Source organism: Neoroseomonas marina, assembly GCF_012927745.1.
GTDB classification, from domain to species: Bacteria; Pseudomonadota; Alphaproteobacteria; order Acetobacterales; family Acetobacteraceae; genus Neoroseomonas; species Neoroseomonas marina.
In genome coordinates, this window is the sequence record NZ_JABBKX010000006.1 from 19,614 (window position 1) to 38,387 (window position 18,774).

An 18,774-nucleotide genomic window follows, 5' to 3' on the forward strand; every position below is an offset into this window, starting at 1 on the left:
TCAGTCCCCTTGGCCGCCGGCTTGCGGCGCCGCCTTGTGCCACGCGGCGCCGAACTCCTCGGCGAATGTCTCAGCGATCGTCGCGGCGGCGATGCGCGCCGCGCCGTCATCCGTCACGGGCGACAGCGCCGCCGCCCGCAAATGTCCCACGATCTCGCCCACCGACAGCGAGCCGCGCGGCAGCCGCCCGACCGTCTCATGCGCCGCGCGCACGGGGTCGCCGGTGAAGCGCAGGAGGTGCCGCGCCGTGAGCAGCAGGGCCCCCGCCAGCGCCGCGGCCTCGCGTGTGCCTTCGCGCATCACGCGCCGGTCCTCGGCCTCGGGCGAGAAGCCGTCGATGACGAAGAGGTCGAGCGTGTCGCGCAGCCCGGCCGCCGCGCGGGCCAGGCTTTCGGCCTCGCGCGTCAGGGCGGAGGCGAGGACGGCGGTGCCGTTGACGAAATCCTGCGGGCCGGGTCCGCCGAAGCCGCCGTCCATCGGGTGATCGTCGTCTTCCATCACGCCTCCTGGGTCAGCAGCGCGACGCGCGTCATGAAATCCTCGGGGCGGCCTTCGGCGAGCATCGGAGCACACTCGGCAACGGCATCGAGCAGCCGCGCGAGCCAGGCCTGGTCCTGCTTGGCGAAATTGCCCAGCACGTGGCCCGTCACCGCATCCTTGTGGCCGGGATGGCCGATGCCGAGGCGCACGCGCCAGAACTCGGCATTGGCGAAGGCCCGGCGCATGTCGCGCAGCCCGTTGTGGCCGGCGACGCCGCCGCCCTTCTTCACGCGGACCTTGCCGGGGGCGAGGTCGAGCTCGTCATGGAAGGCGGTGATGGCGTCGACCGGCAGCTTCAGGAAGGACGCCGCCTGCTGCACGGAATCGCCGCTCGCGTTCATGTAGGTCATGGGCTTCAGCGCCCAGACCTTCCGGCCGGCGATCACGCCCTCGCTGACCTCGCCCTTGAAGCGCTTGCGCCAGGGGGAGAAGCGGTGGCGGCGGGCGATCTCGTCGAGCGCCATGAAGCCGATATTGTGGCGCTGGCGCGCGTGCTCGCCGCCCGGATTGCCGAGGCCGACCCAGAGCAGGGGGGTGTCGTCGCGCGCGGGCATCATGACCGGGGGGAGAAGAGAACTTCTCCCCCCGAACCCCCCTCAACCTTCCTTGGAACCAAAGGGACAAGGAAGGGAGGGGGTGCGGGGGAGGTTCACCCTCCCCCGCCCTTCACTTCTTCTTCGCGGCCTTCGCCGGGGCGGCGGCAGCGGCGGCGGGCGCCTTCTGCTTGGTCGCCTCGACCGGGGCCGCGGCCGCGGCCGGGGCGCCGTCATCGACCACCGTGGGGGCGGCGATGGAGGCGATCATGAAGTCGCGGCCGACGATGACCGGCTTCGCGCCGAACTGGTCCTTCACGGCGGACCAGCGCAGGCCGGCGCCGATCGCGGCCTCGCCCAGGTCGACCTCGAAGGCCTCCGGCACGTTTTCCGGGTCGGCCATCACCTCGACCTCGCGGCGGACGACGTTCAGCACGCCGCCGGCCTTGATGCCCGGGCAGGTCTCTTCGTTCAGGAAGTGCACGGCGACCTTCACGCGGATGCGCGAACCCGGCGCCAGGCGCTGGAAGTCGACATGGATCGGGCGGTCGGTGACCGGGTGGAACTGCACGTCGCGCATCAGGCAGCGCTCGGTCGAGCCACCCTTCACGGCGACTTCGTACAGGTGCGACTGCCAGCCGCCCTTGTGCAGTTCCTTCATCACGTCGCGCGGGTCGAGCGCCGCGAGGGTCGCTTCCTTCTTCGCGCCGTAGATGACAGCGGGGACGAGCCCCTGACGCCGGGTTGCGCGGGCTGCCCCCTTACCTGCCTGCTCGCGCGCTTCGGCCTCGATCCGGATGGTCTGGACCATGGTCGTGCTCCTTGCATTGGTTTGGTCGCCGCTGCGGGCCGCGATTGGCATGCCGCAACGACAAGCGCCGGCCTCCAGGGGTGCCGGCGCAGGGGGCTTCTAGGGGAAGGGGGGCGGGGGCGCAAGCGCGGAACGGCTTGACGCGGCGCGGGGCCGCGGCCGAGCGTTGGCCGCATGGAAGGTTTCCTGCTGCTCCTCGTCCTGGCGTTCCTGGGCGGGTGGATCCTCGGCGTCGCCGGCTTTGCGCGGGCGGGGGCCGCGCGGCGGGAGGCCGAGGCGCTGCGGCGGGAGGTCGGGATCCTCCGCGGCGAGATCGTCGGCATGGGCGCCGCCCTGATGGCTGCCGGATTCCGCCCGCCGGGGGTCGCGACCGCGCCCACGCCCGAGATGGCCCCCGCCGCCCCGCCGCAACCGGTCGCCGAGGCCGCACCGGAGCCGCCGCCAGCCCCCGAACAGCCGGAGGTCGCCCCGGAGCCGGCCGCCCCGCTGCCGCCCTGGGCGCGCCCCTCCGGCCCGCGGCCGCAGCGGAACATCGAGGAACTGCTCACCCAGCGCTGGGGCGTCTGGCTCGGGGCCGGCGCGCTGCTGCTGGCCGGCGTCTTCCTGATCCGCTTCGCGGTGGAGGAAGGCTGGCTCGGCCCGGAGGCGCGCTGCGTGCTGGCGGCGCTGCTGGGCGTGGCGCTGATCCTTGCCGGGGAATGGCTCGCGCGGCGTCCGGCGCCGGAAGGCGGATCGGCGCTGCCGGATTACGGGCCGCCGGCGCTCGCCGCGGGGGGCGTCGCGGCGCTGTTCGGGGCGGCCTATGCCGCGACGGCGATGTACGCCTTCCTGCCGCCGCCGATCGGCTTCGCCGCCATGGCCGGGGCGGGCGGGCTCGGCATGCTGCTCTCGCTGCGGCGGGGGCCGCTGGTCGCGGTGGTGGGCCTGGTGGGCGCCTTCGTCACGCCGATGCTGGTCGCGACCGACGAGCCGTCCATCCCCGGCCTGTTCGCCTACCTGCTGGTGGTGACCGTCGCGGCGATGATGGTGGTGCGGCTGACCGCCTGGGGCTGGCTCGGCTGGTGCGCGACGGTCGCCGGGGCCTTCTGGGCGCTGGGCGGTACCTTCGCGGCGACCGGGCTCGACCTCTGGGCGCCGACGCTGTTCGTCGTCCTGGGGGCGGCGGCCTTCCTGTTCCTGCTGCCGCGGGAAGCGCTGGGCACGCCGCTCGGCAGCCGGCTCGCGCATGTGCCGCCGATGGTGCTCGGGCTCGCGCTGGTGCCGGTCGCGATCGGGCAATCCGGCCTGGCGCCGGCGATCGGCGTGCTGCTGCTCGCGCCGGTCGCCATCGCGGCGGGGCTGCGCGACGTGTCGCTGTCGCGGCTGCCCTGGCTGGTCGCGGGCCTGGGGCTGCTGCTCCTGCTGGTGTGGAACGTGCCGGCCTGGTCGCCGACCACGGAACTCGTCACGGTCGAGGGCGCGGTGCAGGGGCTGATCCCCGGCGCCTGGGTGCCGGAGGCGCTGTGGCGGTTCATCGGCGCGGCGGTGGCCTTCGCGCTGCTGCACCTGCTGGCCGGGCTGGCGCTGGAATCGCGGCATGGCACCGCCTGGGCGGGTCTCGCGGCCGCGGTGCCGGTGCTGACGCTGCTCGTGGCCTACGCGCGCATCGCCGGCATCGCCGCCGATCCGGTCTGGGGGCTGATCGCCTGCGGCGTGGCGGCAGTGCATGTCGGCGCGGCGGCGCGCGGCATCGCCGCCGGGGATACCGGGCGGGCCGGCGCACACGCCACGGGGGCCACGGCCGCGCTCGCGCTCGGCTGCGCCTTCGTGCTGCGGGACCAGTGGCTCACGCTCGCCGTCGCCCTGTTCCTGCCGCCGCTCGCGATGATCGCGCGGCGCACGGGGCTCGAGGCGCTGCGCCGCGTCGCGGTGGTGGTGGCCGTGACGGTGCTGGTTCGCCTCGCCGCCAATCGCTTCGTGCTCGGCTATGACTGGGGCGACTGGCCGGTGGTGAACGGGCTGCTGCTCGCCTATGGCGTGCCGGCGGTCTGCTTCGCCTGGGCGTCGCGGGTCTTCCTGCGGATGCGCGACGGCATTGTGGTGCGGCTGCTCGAATGCGGCGCGGCGTTGTTCGCGGTGCTGCTCGTGCTGCTCGAGATCCGCCACGGCCTGACCAACGGCAAGATCGGCGGCAGCAGCTGGGGCTTCGCGGAGGCCGGCTGGCAGGCGAGCGCTCTCTTTGCCTGCGCCTGGGTGGCGCTGCTGCTGCACCGGCGCGGCGGTCGCATCGCCATGCTGTGGGCGGCGCGCACTGCCGGGGTGGTGGGGCTTCTGCTCGGCGGCCTGCTGATCTTCTACAACCCCTGGACGGTGAACGAGGCGGTGCCCGGCCTGCCGGTGCTCAACGCGCTCCTGCCGGCCTATGCGCTGCCGGCGCTGCTCTGCGCACTTGCGCTGGCGCGCGCGCCCGAGGCGCACGAGCCCAAGAGCGCAGGGCAGGTCGTGGCGCTCTACACGCTCGCGGCCGCCTTCGCCTGGGTGACGCTCGAGGTGCGGCGCGCGTTCCATCCCGACGACATCGGCTGGGGCCGCATCGGGGAGGCGGAGATGTACGCCTATTCCGGCGCCTGGCTGCTGCTCGGCGCACTGCTGCTCGCGACCGGCATCCGCACGGCGCGGAAGGAGGTGCGGCTCGCCGCCCTCGCGGTCATCGCGCTCACCACCTTCAAGGTGTTCCTGGTGGACATGGACGCGCTGGTCGGTCTGTGGCGCGTCCTGTCCTTCCTCGGCCTCGGCCTGGCGCTGATCGCGCTGGGCGCGATTTACCGCCGCTTCGTGATGGTGAAGCCGCCGGCGCCTATGCCGGAAGCGGCGGCAGCGCCACCGGGCTGACGTCCCAGGCACCGCCGCCGGCGGGCGGGGTGCAGAGGATCGGCAGCGCGTTCGGCGTGCGCACATTGGGTTCGTGGCCGAGGGCGAGGCGCAGGGCGCGGAACAGCGCGCCATGCGCGACGACCAGCACCGGGCCGGGCAGGGCGGTGGCGCGGTTGATCGCCGCGACGCCACGCGCGACGAGACCGGCGAAGGTCTCCCCGCCCGCCGGCGTGTAGCGGCCTTCGATCCAGTCGTCGTACCAGTCGCCCATCGGCAGGCCTTCCTGCTCGCCGAAGGCGACTTCCTGCAGGTCCTCGTCGGTCGCGATCGGCAGGCCGACGGCCTGGGCGACGATCTCGGCGGTGCGGAAGGCGCGGTCGAGCGGCGAGGCGACGATGGTCGCGATGCCGCGCCCGCGCATCGCTTCGGCCGCGCGCGCGGCCTGCATCAGCCCGATGGCGTTGAGCGGGATGTCGGTGCGCCCCTGGCTGAGGCCCTGCGCGTTCCAGTCGGTCTCCCCGTGGCGGAGGAACCAGAAGGGGATGGGGTTCAGCGCGGGGGTCATCCGATCTCCTCTTCGCGGGCGAGCGCCGCGGCGATGGCCGGCACCGCGGCGACCTTCGCGCCCAGGGCCTTCAAATGGGTGAAGCGGTCGGTCGGCAGCTTGAGGAAGTCGGCGAGGAACAGCAGCGCCGACGCGAAGATGTCGGGCGCCGTCACCTGCGACGTGCCGAGCAGCGTGCCGTTCGGCTGCCGGGCCAGCGCGGCATCGACGAAGGCGAGCGCATCGCCCGCGCGGGCCATGGCGGCGCTGCGCAGCTTCGCGGCCGCCGCGGCATCGTCGGCGAGCAGCCCATCCGCCTGGAAGGCGACATAGAAGGTGTTGGCCATGCGGAAATGGCACCAGCAGAGCCATTCCATGCCCTTGGCCCGGCCGATCGCGTCGCGCGGCAGCAGGCCGGAGTCCGGCGCGGCTTCCGCGAGCCAGAGCGCCATGGCGGGGATCTCGGTGATCGTCACGCCCGCATCGGGGATCTGGATCGCCGCGACCTCGCCCTTGGGGTTGATGGCGAGGTAGTCGGGCGTCTTGTGCTCGCCCTTCCGCAGGCTGATGAAGCGGATGTCGAGGTCGACGCCGGCCGCCGCGGCCATCTGATGGACGATGGTTCCGCTGGTGCGGGTCGAGGTCCAGAGGATCGGCTTCGTCATGATGCGTCTCCGGCGAGGGCGATGCAGGCGAAGGCGACCTTCGCCTCGGTCGGCACGCCGAAGCGCGCGGTGTGGCGCGCGGGCAGGCCGTTCGGGAAGTGCTTCACGTATTCCGCGTTGCATGCGTCGTAGTCGGCGGGGTCGGTGATCAGCATCGTCACCTGCACCGCGCGGTCGAGGCTGCTGCCGGCCTCGCGCAGGATGCTCTCGACCATGGCGAGCGCGTTGCGCGTCTGTTCGGCCGCCGTGGCGCCGCGGTGGATGCCGCGGGCCGGATCGTGCGGGGCGGAATGCCCCGACACGAAGACCAGGCCGCCGGCCCGGGTGGCGCGGCTGAAGGGCCGCTTCTCCCCCGGTCCGGGCGGAAGGAAGATGTCGAAGGGTGCGACGCTCACGCCAGGCCTTCGGCCGCCAGCGTGCGCTGCACCGCGGGCCGCGCCTTCATGCGCGCGTAATGCGCGGCGACGTTGGCCGGCAGGTCCTTCTGCAGGCGCGCGTTCCACCAGAAGGAGACGTAGAAGAGCGCGGAATCGGCGAAGGAATAGGTGCCGACCAGCCACTCCTTGCCCTCGAGCGCCTTGTCCATCAGCGCGAGGCCGCGGGAGAAGATCTCGGCGCCGCGGGCCTTCACCGCCTCGGCATCGCCTTCCGACGGGGCGAAGTTCGACGGGCGGAACATGCGGGAGAAGCCCTGCATGTGCATCGTCGCGACGCAGTAGTCGGTGCATTCCAGCGCGCGCGCCTGGGCGTCCATGCCGATCGGCATCAGCCCCGCGGTCGGGAAGCGGGAGGCGATCCAGAAGGCGATGGCGGGGTATTCCGTCAGCACGCTGCCGTCGTCGCGCTCGAGCGTCGGCACCTTCGACTTGGGGTTCACGCCGGTGAACTCGGGCTTGAACTGCGCACCTTCGCGCAGGTTCACGAGCACCGCCTCATAAGGCGCGCCGGTTTCCTCGAGCAGGACATGGATGCCGACCGAGCAGGCGCCGGGGGCGTAGTAGAGCTTCATGGACGATCGTCCTTCCGTTCCGCCGCCGTTCAGGCGGGCGTCCGGACAATCCTCCGGGGGCGCGGGCTTGGCAAGGCGGGCTCGGGTTTCGTTCGACCTGGGGCCGTTCGGCGCGCCCGTCCGCGCCCGTGCCGGCCGTCTCGAAGGCTTTCTCAGTCGCGGCGCGCGAGCCAGACGGTATGACCGCCGCATTCGGGGTCGTTCGCGACGTGGGCCTGAACGGCAAAGCGGTTCGCGGCGAGCAGCGACCGGTATTCAGCCGCATCCAGGCTGGCATGGAACAACGGTTCGCCGCCGAGGCGTCCCATCGCGATGCCATGGCTGGGCCCCGAGGTGAACATCAGCGCGGCACCTGGCGCGGCATGGTCCGCAAAACGGCGGAACATCGCGCGTTGGTCGTCATGGCAGAGGTGGAAGAAGCTGTCCCACGCGAGGAGGGCATCGAAACGGCGTCCGAGCGCGAGGCCGCGCATGTCCGCAACGATCCAGTCGTGCCCCGGCAGGGCGGCCTGCGCCATGGCGATCATCTCGGGGGAGGAATCGACCCCCGTGATGGCGTGCCCGAGGCTGGCGAGATGCGCCGCGACCGGTCGTCCTGGCCCGCATCCGAGATCGAGCACCATCCCCTTGGGCGGCAGCAGCGCGGCGAAGCGCGCCAGCCATCCGGCCTCGACGCCGGGTTCGGTCCCGCGCGCCGCGGCCCAGGCCGCAGCGTGGCGCCGGTAGAGGCCGACGATCCGGCCGGCCTCCTCCTCGTTCAATTGAACAGCGAGGAGACCGAGGATTCCTCGCTGATGCGCTTCATCGCCTCGGCGAGCAGCGGCGCGATGGTGAGCTGGCGGATGTTGCGCGACACGCGCACCGCCTCGGTGGCCTGGATCGAGTCGGTGACCGTCATCATCTCGATCGGCGCCGCACCGATGCGCGCGACGGCGCCACCCGAGAAGACGCCGTGGGTGACGTAGACGCCGGCCGACTTGGCGCCGTTCTTCAGCAGGGCCTCGGCCGCGTTGCACAGCGTGCCGCCGGAATCGACGATGTCGTCGACCAGCAGGCAGTGGCGGCCCTCGACCTCGCCGATCACGTTCATCACTTCCGACACGCCGGCGCGCGGGCGCCGCTTGTCGATGATGGCGAGATCGACCCCGAGCCGCGCCGCGATGGCGCGGGCGCGCACCACGCCGCCGACGTCGGGGGAGACGATCATCAGCTCCCGCCCGTTGTAGCGTTCCTGGATGTCGCGGGAGAACAGCGGCGCGGCGAAGAGGTTGTCCACCGGGATGTCGAAGAAGCCCTGGATCTGCGCGGCATGCAGGTCCATCGTCAGCACGCGGTCGGCGCCGGCCGTGGTGATCAGGTTGGCCACCAGCTTGGCGCTGATCGGCGTGCGGGGGCCGGACTTACGGTCCTGCCGGGCATAGCCGAAATAGGGGATCACGGCCGTGATGCGCCGCGCGGAACCGCGCTTCAGCGCATCGAGCGTGATCAGCAGCTCCAGCAGGTTGTCATTGGCCGGGTAGCTCGTGGACTGGACCACGAACACATCCTCGCCGCGGACGTTCTCGTGGATCTCCACGAACACCTCCATGTCCGCGAAACGGCGGACGGAGGCGTTGGTCAGCGGGATGCCGCAGGCGGCGGCGACAGCCTCGGCCAGAGGGCGGTTACTGTTGCAGGCGACGATCTTCATGGCCGGGGGGCTCCGGGCGCCGTGGCGCGGGCGGTGTCGGGAGGGCGGCGGGTTCGTAGCAACGTGACGAAGATGTGTAAATCTGCCCGCCATACCGTCGCCGCAGGGCCGTATCACGCTGCCCCCGTTCTGAGGACCCCACGCATGCGCCGCGTCACCGCGCTGACCCTCGCGATTGCCCTGCTTGCCGGCGGCGTCGCCGCCCAGACCACCCGGGAATTCGATGCCCAGGGCCGGATGACCGGCCGCAGCGACGGCACGGGGGACGTCCGTCACTTTGATGCCGGCGGGCGGCTCATCGGCCGGTCCCAGACGACGGGCAACACGACGCGGCACTTCGACTCGGCCGGGCGGGCGATGGGCTACAGCGAAACCCATGGCGCCGTGACGCGTCATTACGATGCCGCCGGCCGGCTCACCGGTTCGACCGATTGGCACGGGAACACGGCCCGGCTGCGCGACGCCCAGGGCCGCTCGATCGGGCGCATCGAGCGCCATGGCGACACCTGGCGCCGCTACGACGCCCAGGGGCGTCTGGTGGCGCGAGGCACCGGCCCCGCGCCGAACCGCTGAGTGGATGCGCCGCGCGGCGCACCCGGAAGCGTTGCGAGGCCGCTACTTCTTGGCCTTCGCCATCAGCCCCTTCACCTCGTCCATCGCCTCGGTGAAGCGCTTGTTGAGCAGAGAGATCGCCTCGCTGTTCGACCGCTGGATGAGATCCGCGATCTCCTGCAGGTTCGCCACCGCCTTCTCGTAGGTCGACTTGGCGAGCTCCGCCTGCTTGGCCGCCTTGTCCTGCGGGGCTTCGGCCGAGGCGAGGGACTTCATCGCCTCGGTCATCTCGGCCACCGAGGACTGCAGGATCTCCATGTGGCGGCGCGCGACGGCCTGCGCGCCCTCGAGCGCGACGCGGTTCGCGGCCGACAGGGCCTCGATATTCTTCCGCTGGGCCGTCGCGACCGCTTCCATGTCCGGCATGGCGGGCATGTTGGGCATCTTGAAGTCGGCGAACATCTTGAAGACGTCCATGTCGGGCTTGAAACCGAACGGATCGGCCATCCTGCTCTCCCCTCGTTGCCCGAAAAGCCTAGAGCAGAACGCCGCCGCGGCGATACAGGAACTCGCGGCCGCGAACATTCGTCATGGTTGGGTCATGCCTGATCCGGCATGACCTCCGGATCGGCGGCGGAAGCATCGCGCGCCATGATGCCCACCGTGCGCGCCATCTGCTCCGCCCGGTCGAGCGCGCGGTCGAGCGCCGCCATGGTGTGCCCGAGATCCTCGCTCTCGTCTTCCGCCCAGGCGCGGACGGTGGCGAGCCAGACGCCCACGACGCCGAGCGCCATGGCCCGCCGGGCGCAGCCCTCGCCGCCGATCTCCGCGGCGTCGAGCATCCAGCGCATCGACATCGCGATGCGCGGGGCGAGGACCGCAGCCAGGCCCGGGTCGCGCCGCAGATGCGCGAGGAAGCGCAGGATGCCCGCCCGGTGGGGCTGCATCGCGTCGAACCGGCGCATCAGCACGTCGAAGAGCCGGTCCCGCGCCGCGCCGCCCTGACCCGGCACGGTCCCGTCGAGCACCGCCCGGTCGACGACCCGCCCATGCAGCACGAGGGCATCGAGCCTGGTCGGGAAGCGGTCCCGCAGTGTCGCCAGCGGCACCCCGGACTCGGCCGACAGGCGACCCATGGTCAGCCCGTCCCAGCCATGCGCTGCGACCACGCGCCACAGCGCGCCAATGAGGGCGTCGTCGTTCGTCTCGCTCATGGAGCCAGGATATGGGGGGTTGGGCTCAGCCCGCCAGTTCCCGCGCGCGATCCGTCGCGGCCGCGATGGCCTTCGACATCAGCGCGGGCCAGGCATCGGGTTCCATGAGAACGTTCAGAGCCCGTTCCGTGGTGCCCTTGGGGCTCGTCACGGCCTTGCGGAGGTCGGCGGCATCCTGCGGGCTGGCCGCGAGCAGCGCGCCGGACCCCGCGACGGTCGCCCGCGCCATGCGGCGCGCCAGGTCGGCCGGCAAGCCCTGTTCGATGGCCGCCTTCTCCAGCACTTCGGCCAGCAGGAAGACATAGGCGGGCCCGCCGCCGGACACGGCGGTGACCGGGTTGATCTGATCCTCCTCGGCCACCCAGGCCACCTCGCCCACGGCCTGGAGCAACGCATCGGCCAGCGCCTTCTGGGCGTCCGTCACGCCCGGCGCGGCGTAGGCGGCGGTGAAGCCCTGGCGCACGGCGGCGGGCGTATTCGGCATGGCGCGGACGACGGCGGCGCGCTCGCCCAGCGCGGCGCGCATCGACGCCACCGACCGCCCGGCCATGATCGAGACGAACAGCGCACCGCCCGGCGCGAAACGCGCGAAGGCAGGCAGGCTGGCCGGGGCTTCCTGCGGCTTGATGGCCAGGATCACCGCCGCGGGGCGGAAGTCGGCCGGGATCGATGCCGCATCGGGAACGATGCTTGCACGGCCGGCGAAGGCCGCGGCCGAAGCGGGGTAGGGTTCCACCACGACGGCACGGGACAGGCCGCGTTCCAGCCAGCCGGACAGCATGGCGCCGCCCATCTTGCCGCAGCCGATCAGCAGGAGGTCCGGAAGGGTCTCGCTCATGCCCGGCACCGTGCCTCCTCGGGCCCGGCCGGGCAAGCGGGGGCACGGCCCGATCAGCACGGACTCGCAACGCTCACGGATCCGTGCAGTAATTCCTCGATTCCGGAGGCCGGAACCGGACAGGATGGCAGCCCCCGTTCCGCACCCCGTGCGGGAAGGTCGGGGTGGCGTGCCACGAGGCAGGAGCGGATGGACGGGACGCTGGAAGCGATCGAAGCCGTGCGGTCGACCCGCGAGGCGGCGGCGCGCACCCGGCGCTGGCGCTTCGCGGAATGGATGGGGCGCATCAGCACCCGCGCCGGCATCGTCAGCATCCTCTTCCTGCTCACCGTCGGTCTGCTGGCCGGCAATGCCGCGACGAACCTCGCGCGGCAATCGGCGATCGTCGAGGAACTCGGCGTGCGCGTCCGCCTGGCGGACGAGGCGGTCAGCACCTTCGCCGCCAGCGTGAACAGCTACGGCACGGCGTTCAACACGATGGCGGCCACCGCCGGCCAGCCGAACGCCTTGCCGCCGCGCATCGTCATGCAGGGCACCCAGCTCCTCGCCGCGTTCCGCGAGGTCGAGGCGCTGTTCGGCGGCGAGATCGACAGCGTCGTCCTGGGCGGGGCGCGCGACATGAGCCGCCGCATCGGCGGCCTGTCCGAGCGCGCGCAGCAGGCGTTCGCCGCACGGCGTCGCGCGGATCTCGTTCCGCTGCAGGACGAATGGCTCGACATCCAGGTCGCCTTCAACCGCTTCGCGGATGCGGCGCGCGACGCCTCCCGCGCGCGGGCCGAGGCGAGCGTCGCGAGCGCGCGCCGGATCGCGGGCGACGCCCGCATCGTCACCATGCTCGGCACCGGCCTCGGCGTCTTCGCGGCGCTGCTGACCTGGTACGTGTTGGTGACGACCATCACCCGGCCGGTCGGCGCGCTGGCGCGGACCATGACCCAGGTCGCGCGCGGCGACGTCGCGACCGATGTGCCGCTGACCGATCGCGAGGACCAGCTCGGCCAGATGGCGCGTGCCGTCGTGATCTTCCGCGACAACCTCAACGTCACGCGCAGCCTCGCCGACCGCGCGCTCGACGGCGCGCGGCAGACGGCGAGCTCGACGACCCAGGCGTCCCAGGCCATCGGGAGCATCTCGGACGGTGCCTCGAAGCAGCTGAGCGAGCTGCGCGCCTTCGCCGCCTCGCTGGCCGACAGCGCCGAGCAGATCCGCCTGGTCGGCCAGAACACCCAGGATGCGAGTGCGCGCGCGAGCGACGCGAAGACGCTGCTCGCCGACAGCGTGCACCGCATCCGCGACCTGGTGCAGATCGTCGAGGGCGTGGGCGACGACGCCGAGCGGGTGAACCGCATCGCCGCCTCGATCGCGCAGATGGCGACGCAGACCAACATCCTCGCGATCAACGCCGCCATTGAGGCCGCGCGCGCCGGCGAGCACGGCCGCGGCCTCGCGGTGGTGGCCGAGGAGGTGCGCCAGCTCGCGGCGAACACCGAGGGGCTGGCGACCGAGATCGCCGACCTCGTCCGCGGTGCCGGCCAGCGCACGCGCGAGGGCGGGGCGGCGGCGAAGAATGTCGGCGTCTCGGTCGACCGGCTCGAAGGGCTGGTGGCCGAGAGCGCGCGACTGGCGAGCGACATCGCGACCGCCATGGACCAGCAGCAGGCGACCGTCCGGCAATTGGGAGAGCGCGTGAACACCTTGACCCTGATCGGCCAGTCCAGCGCGACGGCGGCCGAGCAATTGACCGGCACCATGGTCGAACTGTCCCGCCAGGCCGCGGATACGCGCGTGGCCGTCGAATCCGTCGCCGGCGGCGCGAAGCTGGGGCGCAACCTGTGACCGCGCCCGTCGCGCCGCCCGTCGCGGCCTCCATCCTCGTGGTCGACGACAGCGCCTTCAACCGGCTGCTGCTGACGCGCCGCCTCGCCGAGCTCGGCTACCATGACGTCGCGCTGGCCGAGGACGGGCAGCAGGGGCTCGAGGCCATCGCCGCGCGCGCCTTCGATGCCGTGCTGCTCGACATCGAGATGCCGGGCCTCGACGGCATCGGCGTGCTCGACCGGCTGCGCGGGCTGGGGGCCGTGGCCCCGCCGGTGATCGTCATCTCCGCGCTGACCGAGATGGCGGCGATCGTCCGTTGCATCGAGCTCGGCGCCGAGGATTTCCTGCCCAAGAACTTCGACCCGACGCTGCTGCGCGCGCGGCTGTCGACGGTGCTCGAGAAGAAGCGGCTCCGCGACCTCGCGGCGCAGCGCCTCGCGGCGCTGGAGGCGGAGCTCGAGAGCGCGCGCTCGGCGCAGGTCTCGCTCGTGCCGCACGATTTCGCGGCGATCATCGCGGGCGACCTGATCGACGTCTATGCGGCGATGATCCCGGCGCGGCAGGTCGGCGGCGACCTGTACGACGCGGTGCGGCTGAACGAGCGGACGGTGCTGTTCGCGGTCGGCGACGTCTCGGGCAAGGGGGCGCCGGCGGCGCTGACCATGGCGCGCAGCATGGGGCTCGTGCGCGCCTCGGCGCGGCTCTGCGCCGAGCGGCACTGCCCGCCCGATCCCGGCGAGCTGTTGACCATCGCCAATGACGACCTCGCCCGCGACAACGAGGACATGACCTTCGTCACCGCGGCGCTCGGCGTCATCGACCTCGAGACCGGGGAAGGGGCGATCGCCATTGCGGCGCATGACGCCCCGTTCCTGCTGCGCGACGACGCGCCGCCGCGCGATTTCGGCCCCTTCGGGCGGCAGCCGCCGCTCGGCGCGCGGGAAGGTACGGTCTATCGCAGCGAGCCCTTCCGCCTGGCGCGGGGCGAGGCGCTGCTGGTCTTCTCCGACGGCGTGACGGAAGCCGAGAACGCGGCCGGCGAGGCGTTGGAGCGCGAGGGCCTGTACCGCGCGCTGGCGGGCCTCGGGGCCGATCCGCGCAAGGTGGTGGATGGCGTGCTCGCCGCGGCGGCCACATTCGCCGATGGCACGCCGCAATCGGACGACATCACGGCGCTTGCGATCCGCATGCGCTGACCGGGTGGGTCAGGCGGGCGCCAGCCCGTCGGGTTCCAGGACCACCACCGGTTCACCGGTGCCGAGCACGCCGACGCCGCCCACGCCGGGCAGGGCGGCGAGCGTCGGGTGCAGCGGGCGCAGCAGCAGGTCGACGCGCCGGCTGACCCGGCCGACCGACAGGCCGATCCGCCGCCCGCCCGCACCGCGCAGCAGCAGGATGCCGCCCGGTTCGCCCGGCACCGGCAGGCCGAGCGCGGCCTCCAGCGAGACGACCGGCGGCAGTTCCCCCGCGCTGCCGAGGGTGCCGGTGTGCAGCACCGCCTCGACGCGCGCGACGGGCAGGGCGTAGGGGTGGCCGCCGGCCTCGACCAGCAGCACCGGGGCCATGGCGGCCGAGAGCGGCAGGTCGAGCACGAATTCCGTCCCCGCGCCCGGGCGGCTCGACACCGTCACCGATCCGCCGGCGCGGTGGACCGCGTCCTCCACCACGTCGAGGCCGACGCCGCGGCCCGAGGTCGCGCTGACGCGGTCCTTGGTCGAGAAGCCGGGGCGGAACAGCAGGCGGTGCACGCCGGTCTCGTCGAGGCGCGCGGCCTCGGCGCCGCCCACCACGCCACGGGCGACGGCGGCGCGGCGCACCGCCTCGGTGTCGATGCCCGCGCCGTCGTCGGCGACGGTGACGCGCACGCGGTCCGCGCCATGGCGTTCGGCGGCGATACGCAGGTGCGCGCGCGGCGGCTTGCCGGCGGCGCTGCGCTGCGCGGGGGGTTCGACGCCGTGGTCCACCGCGTTGCGCACCAGGTGCTGCAGGGGATCGGCGAGGATCTCAATCAGGCCGCGGTCGATGCTGACCTCGCCGCCGGCGAGTTCGACCTCGATCTCCTTGCCGGCGGCTTCGGCCACCGCGCGGGCGATGCGCGGCATGCGGCCGAACAGGGCGGCGAGGGGTGTGACGCGCAGCTCCATCATCGCTTCGTTCAGCCGGCGCAGCGCGATGGTCAGGCGGTCGGCGGTGCCCTGCACCTCCTGCATGGTGGCGCTGACGCGGTCGGCGAGCGCGGCGGCCTCGGCGGCGCGTCCGGGCGGCAGGTCGCGCGTCAGGCTGGCGATGCGCGTGGCGAGGCCGCGGACCTCGGTGCGGCCCGCGACATCGGCGAGGGAGAGGCCGGCGGCGCGCACCTCGGCCTCGAGGGCGATGATGCCGTCCACGGTTTCCTGCCGCAGGCGCAGCGTGCCGCCGGCGGCGGGCGTGGCGGGCTCGCCGGCCGGCGTGGCGCCGAGCGGCGTCAGCGCGGCGACCAGCGTGCCGGCGGGATCGATGGCGGCGCGGCTCGCCTCGAAGGCGCGGGCATCGGCGGGGCCGGCGAGGAGCAGTTCCAGCACCGGCGGGTCGCTGCCGGGCAGCAGGCGGCTGGCCAGCGCCTCGGCGCCCTGGGCGGTGAGCCATTCGATCAGCGCGGCCTCGCGCTCGACCGTCGCGAGGTGGCCGAGGCGGGCGCGGTAGAGGCCCCGCCCGGACGCGACCGCTGCGGCGGCGCGCTCGGCGCCTTCGGGGCCCAGTGTCGCGGCGAAGTCCGGCGGGATGCCGGGGGCGGCGACCGGTGCGGTGGGTTCCTCGGCCTGGGTGCGCAGGACGGCGAGGCCGCCGGTCGCGACCGCGCGCAGCCGGCCGGCGATCAGCGCGCGGCGGGCGGTGACGGCCGCGGCGGCGTCCGGCTCGGCGAGGCGGTCCCAGAGATCCTCGACCGTGAGCAGCAGGTCCTCGAGCGGCGCCTCGCCGATCGCGGCGGCGATGCGCGCGCCGTCCCGTGCCGCGGCCACGCAGGCGGCGGGGTCGGCGCCGTCCAGCAATTCCGCCAGGGCGCCGAGGCGCGCCGGCAGCCCGGCCTGGCCCGAGGTCTCGGCCAATGCCTGCTGAAGCGCCGCCGCGCCGGCATCCTGGCCGGTCAGCGCCGAGAGCGCCACGAGACCGCGGCACAGATCCCCGAAGGCCGGCAATGCAGAGGGGCCGGCGCGTCGCGGCAGGGCGTCGAGCGTCGCCGCGACGCGCCCCGCCCCCGCGGCGCGGGCGAGCGCCGCGAGCTCAGTGGCGAGCGTCGTCGCTTCGTGCGACGCGCCGGCCGCGAGCGGGGCGAGGTTCATCGCGACCTTGGCGGAGACCTCGGCGAGCACGGCGAAATGCCGCGCGGCCTGCGACGCCGCAGAAGGCGCCGATGCGGGTGGCGGTGCGGCGGCGGGCGGCGGCGTGGCCACCGCCGTGCCGTCCGCGACGGCGCCGAGCCGCGACAGCAGCGCCGCCGGGGCCGGGATGTCGCAATTCTCCCCGACCAGTCCGGCGCGCTGGCGGCGCATGGTGTCGACGGCCGCGACCAGCGCATTCGCCGCCTCCCCGACGATCGCCGCGCGGCCCTGGCGCGCCAGGCCGAGGATGTCCTCGCAGCGATGCGCCACCGCCATCATGCCCGCGCCGCCCAGCGCGCCGCTCATGCCCTTCAGCGAATGGAAGGCGCGGAAGAGGGAATCGATCGCCGCGCGATCGGCGACGCCGGCGGCGAGCAGGGTCTCGATGGTGTCGAGATGTTCCTCGCTCTCGGCCGCGAAGTGGTCGCGCAGGTCGTCGTCGATCACGGCGCGGCATCCTGCGGCAGGCCGGCGGCGCGGCGCGCGGCCGAGATCAGCGCCGCGCCCCGCCGTTCCGCCATGTCGGCCGACAGGGCGCCGGAGGGCTTGCCGGTGACGCCCGCGGCGCCGAGCCGCCGGACCTCCCGCGCCAGCGCCGATCCCGGCGGCGTCGCGGAGGAGACGACGAGCACCGTGCCGCGTCCGTTCAGCGCCCAGTGGCGCAGCATCGTGACGCCGTCCATGCCGGGCATCTCGATGTCGAGCAGCACGAGGTCCGGCGCCGTCTCGGCGCTGCGGGCGATCGCCTCGGCGCCGTCGGCGGCCTCGGCCACCACCTCGAAGGCGGCGTCGGCGGCGAGGATCTGGCGCAGCAGGCGGCGCATGGTGGGGGAATCGTCGACCACCAGCGTTCGGACGCGCCCGGCCGGCGGGGGCGCGGGCGGCGCGAGGGCGGCGTCGAGCGCCCCACCCATCGCCGCGGCCGCCGCGTGCAGCGCATCGGCATCCCCGGCCGCGACCGCGTCCGCCGCCGTGTCGAGCGGGGGCAGCAGCGCGGCGATCCCCACCGCCTCGACCATGGCGCGGAGATTGGCGATGACCCGTCCCGCCGCCGGCAGGTCCGTCGCGGCGGCGAGGCGCGCCGCGCCGGCGCGGTACTCCTCGGCGAAGGCGGCGACGAGGTCGGGATCGGGCGCGGTCATGCGGGCAGGGCCGCCGCGCGGCAGATGCGGACGCCCATGCCGTCGAGCGGTGCGAGGCCCGAGACCAGCACGTCGTCCGCGACCGCCTCGATCAGGGCCGCGGGCAGGGCGCGCAGGCCGAGCACGCGCTCGACCGGCACCGCGACCGGCCGCGGCAACGCCAGGCGCAGCAGCGGCGCCTGGGCGAGAGCCGGCGCGAGGAGGGGTGGACCGAGGCGCGGGTCGAGGTCGTGCACCGGCAGCACCTCCCCCCGATGGGAGACGACGCCGCGCAGGGACGGGACCGGCGCGGGCGCCGGGGCCGGGCGCAGCGGGGCGAGGACGGTCGCGATCTCGGCCGCCACGACGGCGAAGCGGGTGCCGCCGGCTTCGCACAGCAGCAGGCGCGCGACCTCGCGGCCCGCTTCGGGGCCGGCGGCGGGCAGCGCGTGCGGCGCGGCGTCGAGCAGCGCGCGGCCGTCCGGCGTTTCGCGCAGCCGTTCCTCGAGCGCGGGGCCTTCCATGCCGGGCGCGGCGCGACCGATCGGCATGGCGAGCAGGCGGCCGTCGATCCGCAGCAGCGCTACCAGCCCCGAGGCCATCCCCGTGGCGGGCCTGCCCCCGGTGCACCACGCGGGATCGAGGACCAGCACGCGCCGCCCGGCGACCTCATGGATGCCGAAGGCGCCGGGCAGGCCCGGCGGTGTCGCCGGATCCATGCCGGGCCGCAGCGAGCCCATCCCTTCCAGCGCCGCGAGCGGGACGGAGACCGATCCGGTACCGTGCGTGAGCAGGTAATGGTCGCGGCTGCGCGGCGCGGCGAGCGGCATCGCCGCGGGCCGGGGCGGGATCGATAGCGCCACGGGCGCCGGCATGGGCAGCGGCGTCGCTTCCGGCAGGGCGAGCGGCACCGCATCGGCCGTCGGTTCCGTCACCGCGTCACCGCCGCACACGACCGCGCCGCCGTCGCGTTCCACCACCACCCAGGCAGACGGGAAGGGGGTCAGCGCCCAGACCATCGCGCCGCGCCGGTCGACCATGGCGAGGCCCAGCAGTCCCGGCGGCGCGCCCGGCACGGGCCGCGGGGCGGGAGGGGCTTCGAGCCGGCGGGACCGCGGGGGCAGCAGGAAGCAGCGCATGCCCGCACGCAGGGCGAGCGCTTCGGGTTCCGCAGTCATGCGGAACCTCCAATGCCCGTGCGTGTTCCGGCAGCACTCCTCGGCACCGCGC

General features: G+C 73.8%; 19 protein-coding genes. 4 read left to right on the plus strand and 15 right to left on the minus strand.

Translation table 11 applies throughout. The features are described from left to right. The 3 genes from GWK16_RS16655 to GWK16_RS16665 form a co-directional block, all read right to left on the minus strand. Positions 1-498, minus strand: a complete 498-nt coding sequence (locus GWK16_RS16655) for a hypothetical protein (RefSeq protein WP_170055116.1) — start codon at positions 496-498, stop codon at positions 1-3. Beyond that, complete coding sequence (gene pth, locus GWK16_RS16660; RefSeq protein WP_170055117.1) at positions 498-1,094, minus strand: aminoacyl-tRNA hydrolase; 597 nt, start codon at positions 1,092-1,094, stop codon at positions 498-500. The genes GWK16_RS16655 and pth overlap by 1 nt, the downstream gene beginning before the upstream one ends. A 112-nt stretch (positions 1,095-1,206) precedes the next feature. Further along, on the minus strand, positions 1,207-1,884 hold the full coding sequence (locus GWK16_RS16665) for a 50S ribosomal protein L25/general stress protein Ctc (protein WP_170055118.1): 678 nt from the start codon (positions 1,882-1,884) through the stop codon (positions 1,207-1,209). Between the two features lie 174 nt (positions 1,885-2,058). Between GWK16_RS16665 and GWK16_RS16670 the strand changes: the two genes are divergently transcribed. Continuing rightward, positions 2,059-4,755 carry a DUF2339 domain-containing protein gene (locus GWK16_RS16670; protein ID WP_170055119.1) on the plus strand — a complete coding sequence of 899 codons (2,697 nt, stop codon included), beginning with the start codon at positions 2,059-2,061 and terminating at the stop codon, positions 4,753-4,755. On the opposite strand, the gene GWK16_RS16675 is transcribed toward GWK16_RS16670, so the two are convergent. The 6 genes from GWK16_RS16675 to GWK16_RS16700 form a co-directional block, all read right to left on the minus strand. Then, complete coding sequence (locus GWK16_RS16675; RefSeq protein WP_170055120.1) at positions 4,721-5,302, minus strand: histidine phosphatase family protein; 582 nt, start codon at positions 5,300-5,302, stop codon at positions 4,721-4,723. The genes GWK16_RS16670 and GWK16_RS16675 overlap by 35 nt on opposite strands. Continuing rightward, entirely contained in the window at positions 5,299-5,946 is a 648-nt protein-coding gene (locus tag GWK16_RS16680) for a glutathione S-transferase family protein (protein WP_170055121.1), read from the minus strand. Before GWK16_RS16680 ends, GWK16_RS16675 begins: the two co-directional genes overlap by 4 nt. Then, on the minus strand, positions 5,943-6,341 hold the full coding sequence (locus GWK16_RS16685; RefSeq protein WP_170055122.1) for a Rid family hydrolase: 399 nt from the start codon (positions 6,339-6,341) through the stop codon (positions 5,943-5,945). The genes GWK16_RS16680 and GWK16_RS16685 overlap by 4 nt, the downstream gene beginning before the upstream one ends. Next, positions 6,338-6,955 carry a glutathione S-transferase family protein gene (locus GWK16_RS16690; protein ID WP_170055123.1) on the minus strand — a complete coding sequence of 206 codons (618 nt, stop codon included), beginning with the start codon at positions 6,953-6,955 and terminating at the stop codon, positions 6,338-6,340. The genes GWK16_RS16685 and GWK16_RS16690 overlap by 4 nt, the downstream gene beginning before the upstream one ends. A 152-nt stretch (positions 6,956-7,107) precedes the next feature. Next, positions 7,108-7,716, minus strand: coding sequence for a class I SAM-dependent methyltransferase (locus tag GWK16_RS16695; protein WP_170055124.1), 609 nt, complete (start codon positions 7,714-7,716; stop codon positions 7,108-7,110). Next, complete coding sequence (locus GWK16_RS16700) at positions 7,713-8,645, minus strand: ribose-phosphate pyrophosphokinase (RefSeq protein ID WP_170055125.1); 933 nt, start codon at positions 8,643-8,645, stop codon at positions 7,713-7,715. The genes GWK16_RS16695 and GWK16_RS16700 overlap by 4 nt, the downstream gene beginning before the upstream one ends. A gap of 144 nt (positions 8,646-8,789) precedes the next feature. On the opposite strand from GWK16_RS16700, the gene GWK16_RS16705 reads away from it, so the two are divergent. Further along, entirely contained in the window at positions 8,790-9,218 is a 429-nt protein-coding gene (locus tag GWK16_RS16705; protein ID WP_170055126.1) for a hypothetical protein, read from the plus strand. Positions 9,219-9,260: 42 nt separating this feature from the next. Here the strand turns inward: GWK16_RS16705 and GWK16_RS16710 are convergent, their stop codons facing one another. The 3 genes from GWK16_RS16710 to proC form a co-directional block, all read right to left on the minus strand. Further along, entirely contained in the window at positions 9,261-9,704 is a 444-nt protein-coding gene (locus GWK16_RS16710; protein ID WP_170055127.1) for a phasin family protein, read from the minus strand. Between the two features lie 92 nt (positions 9,705-9,796). Beyond that, positions 9,797-10,411, minus strand: coding sequence for a TetR family transcriptional regulator (locus GWK16_RS16715; protein WP_170055128.1), 615 nt, complete (start codon positions 10,409-10,411; stop codon positions 9,797-9,799). A gap of 25 nt (positions 10,412-10,436) precedes the next feature. Next, a complete protein-coding gene (proC, locus tag GWK16_RS16720; RefSeq protein ID WP_170055129.1) occupies positions 10,437-11,249 on the minus strand; it encodes a pyrroline-5-carboxylate reductase in 813 nt (270 codons plus the stop codon). A 189-nt stretch (positions 11,250-11,438) separates the two neighbouring features. On the opposite strand from proC, the gene GWK16_RS16725 reads away from it, so the two are divergent. Continuing rightward, on the plus strand, positions 11,439-13,082 hold the full coding sequence (locus GWK16_RS16725) for a methyl-accepting chemotaxis protein (protein WP_170055130.1): 1,644 nt from the start codon (positions 11,439-11,441) through the stop codon (positions 13,080-13,082). Then, entirely contained in the window at positions 13,079-14,260 is a 1,182-nt protein-coding gene (locus tag GWK16_RS25755) for a SpoIIE family protein phosphatase (RefSeq protein WP_170055131.1), read from the plus strand. The genes GWK16_RS16725 and GWK16_RS25755 overlap by 4 nt, the downstream gene beginning before the upstream one ends. A 9-nt stretch (positions 14,261-14,269) precedes the next feature. Here the strand turns inward: GWK16_RS25755 and GWK16_RS16735 are convergent, their stop codons facing one another. From GWK16_RS16735 to GWK16_RS16745, 3 genes are read right to left on the minus strand one after another with little or no spacing between them, the layout of a single operon-like run. Further along, on the minus strand, positions 14,270-16,870 hold the full coding sequence (locus GWK16_RS16735) for an ATP-binding protein (RefSeq protein WP_170055132.1): 2,601 nt from the start codon (positions 16,868-16,870) through the stop codon (positions 14,270-14,272). Continuing rightward, positions 16,867-17,565, minus strand: a complete 699-nt coding sequence (locus GWK16_RS16740; RefSeq protein ID WP_170055133.1) for a response regulator — start codon at positions 17,563-17,565, stop codon at positions 16,867-16,869. Before GWK16_RS16740 ends, GWK16_RS16735 begins: the two co-directional genes overlap by 4 nt. Continuing rightward, positions 17,562-18,722, minus strand: coding sequence for a chemotaxis protein CheW (locus GWK16_RS16745; RefSeq protein WP_170055134.1), 1,161 nt, complete (start codon positions 18,720-18,722; stop codon positions 17,562-17,564). Before GWK16_RS16745 ends, GWK16_RS16740 begins: the two co-directional genes overlap by 4 nt. Positions 18,723-18,774: the final 52 nt, after the last annotated feature.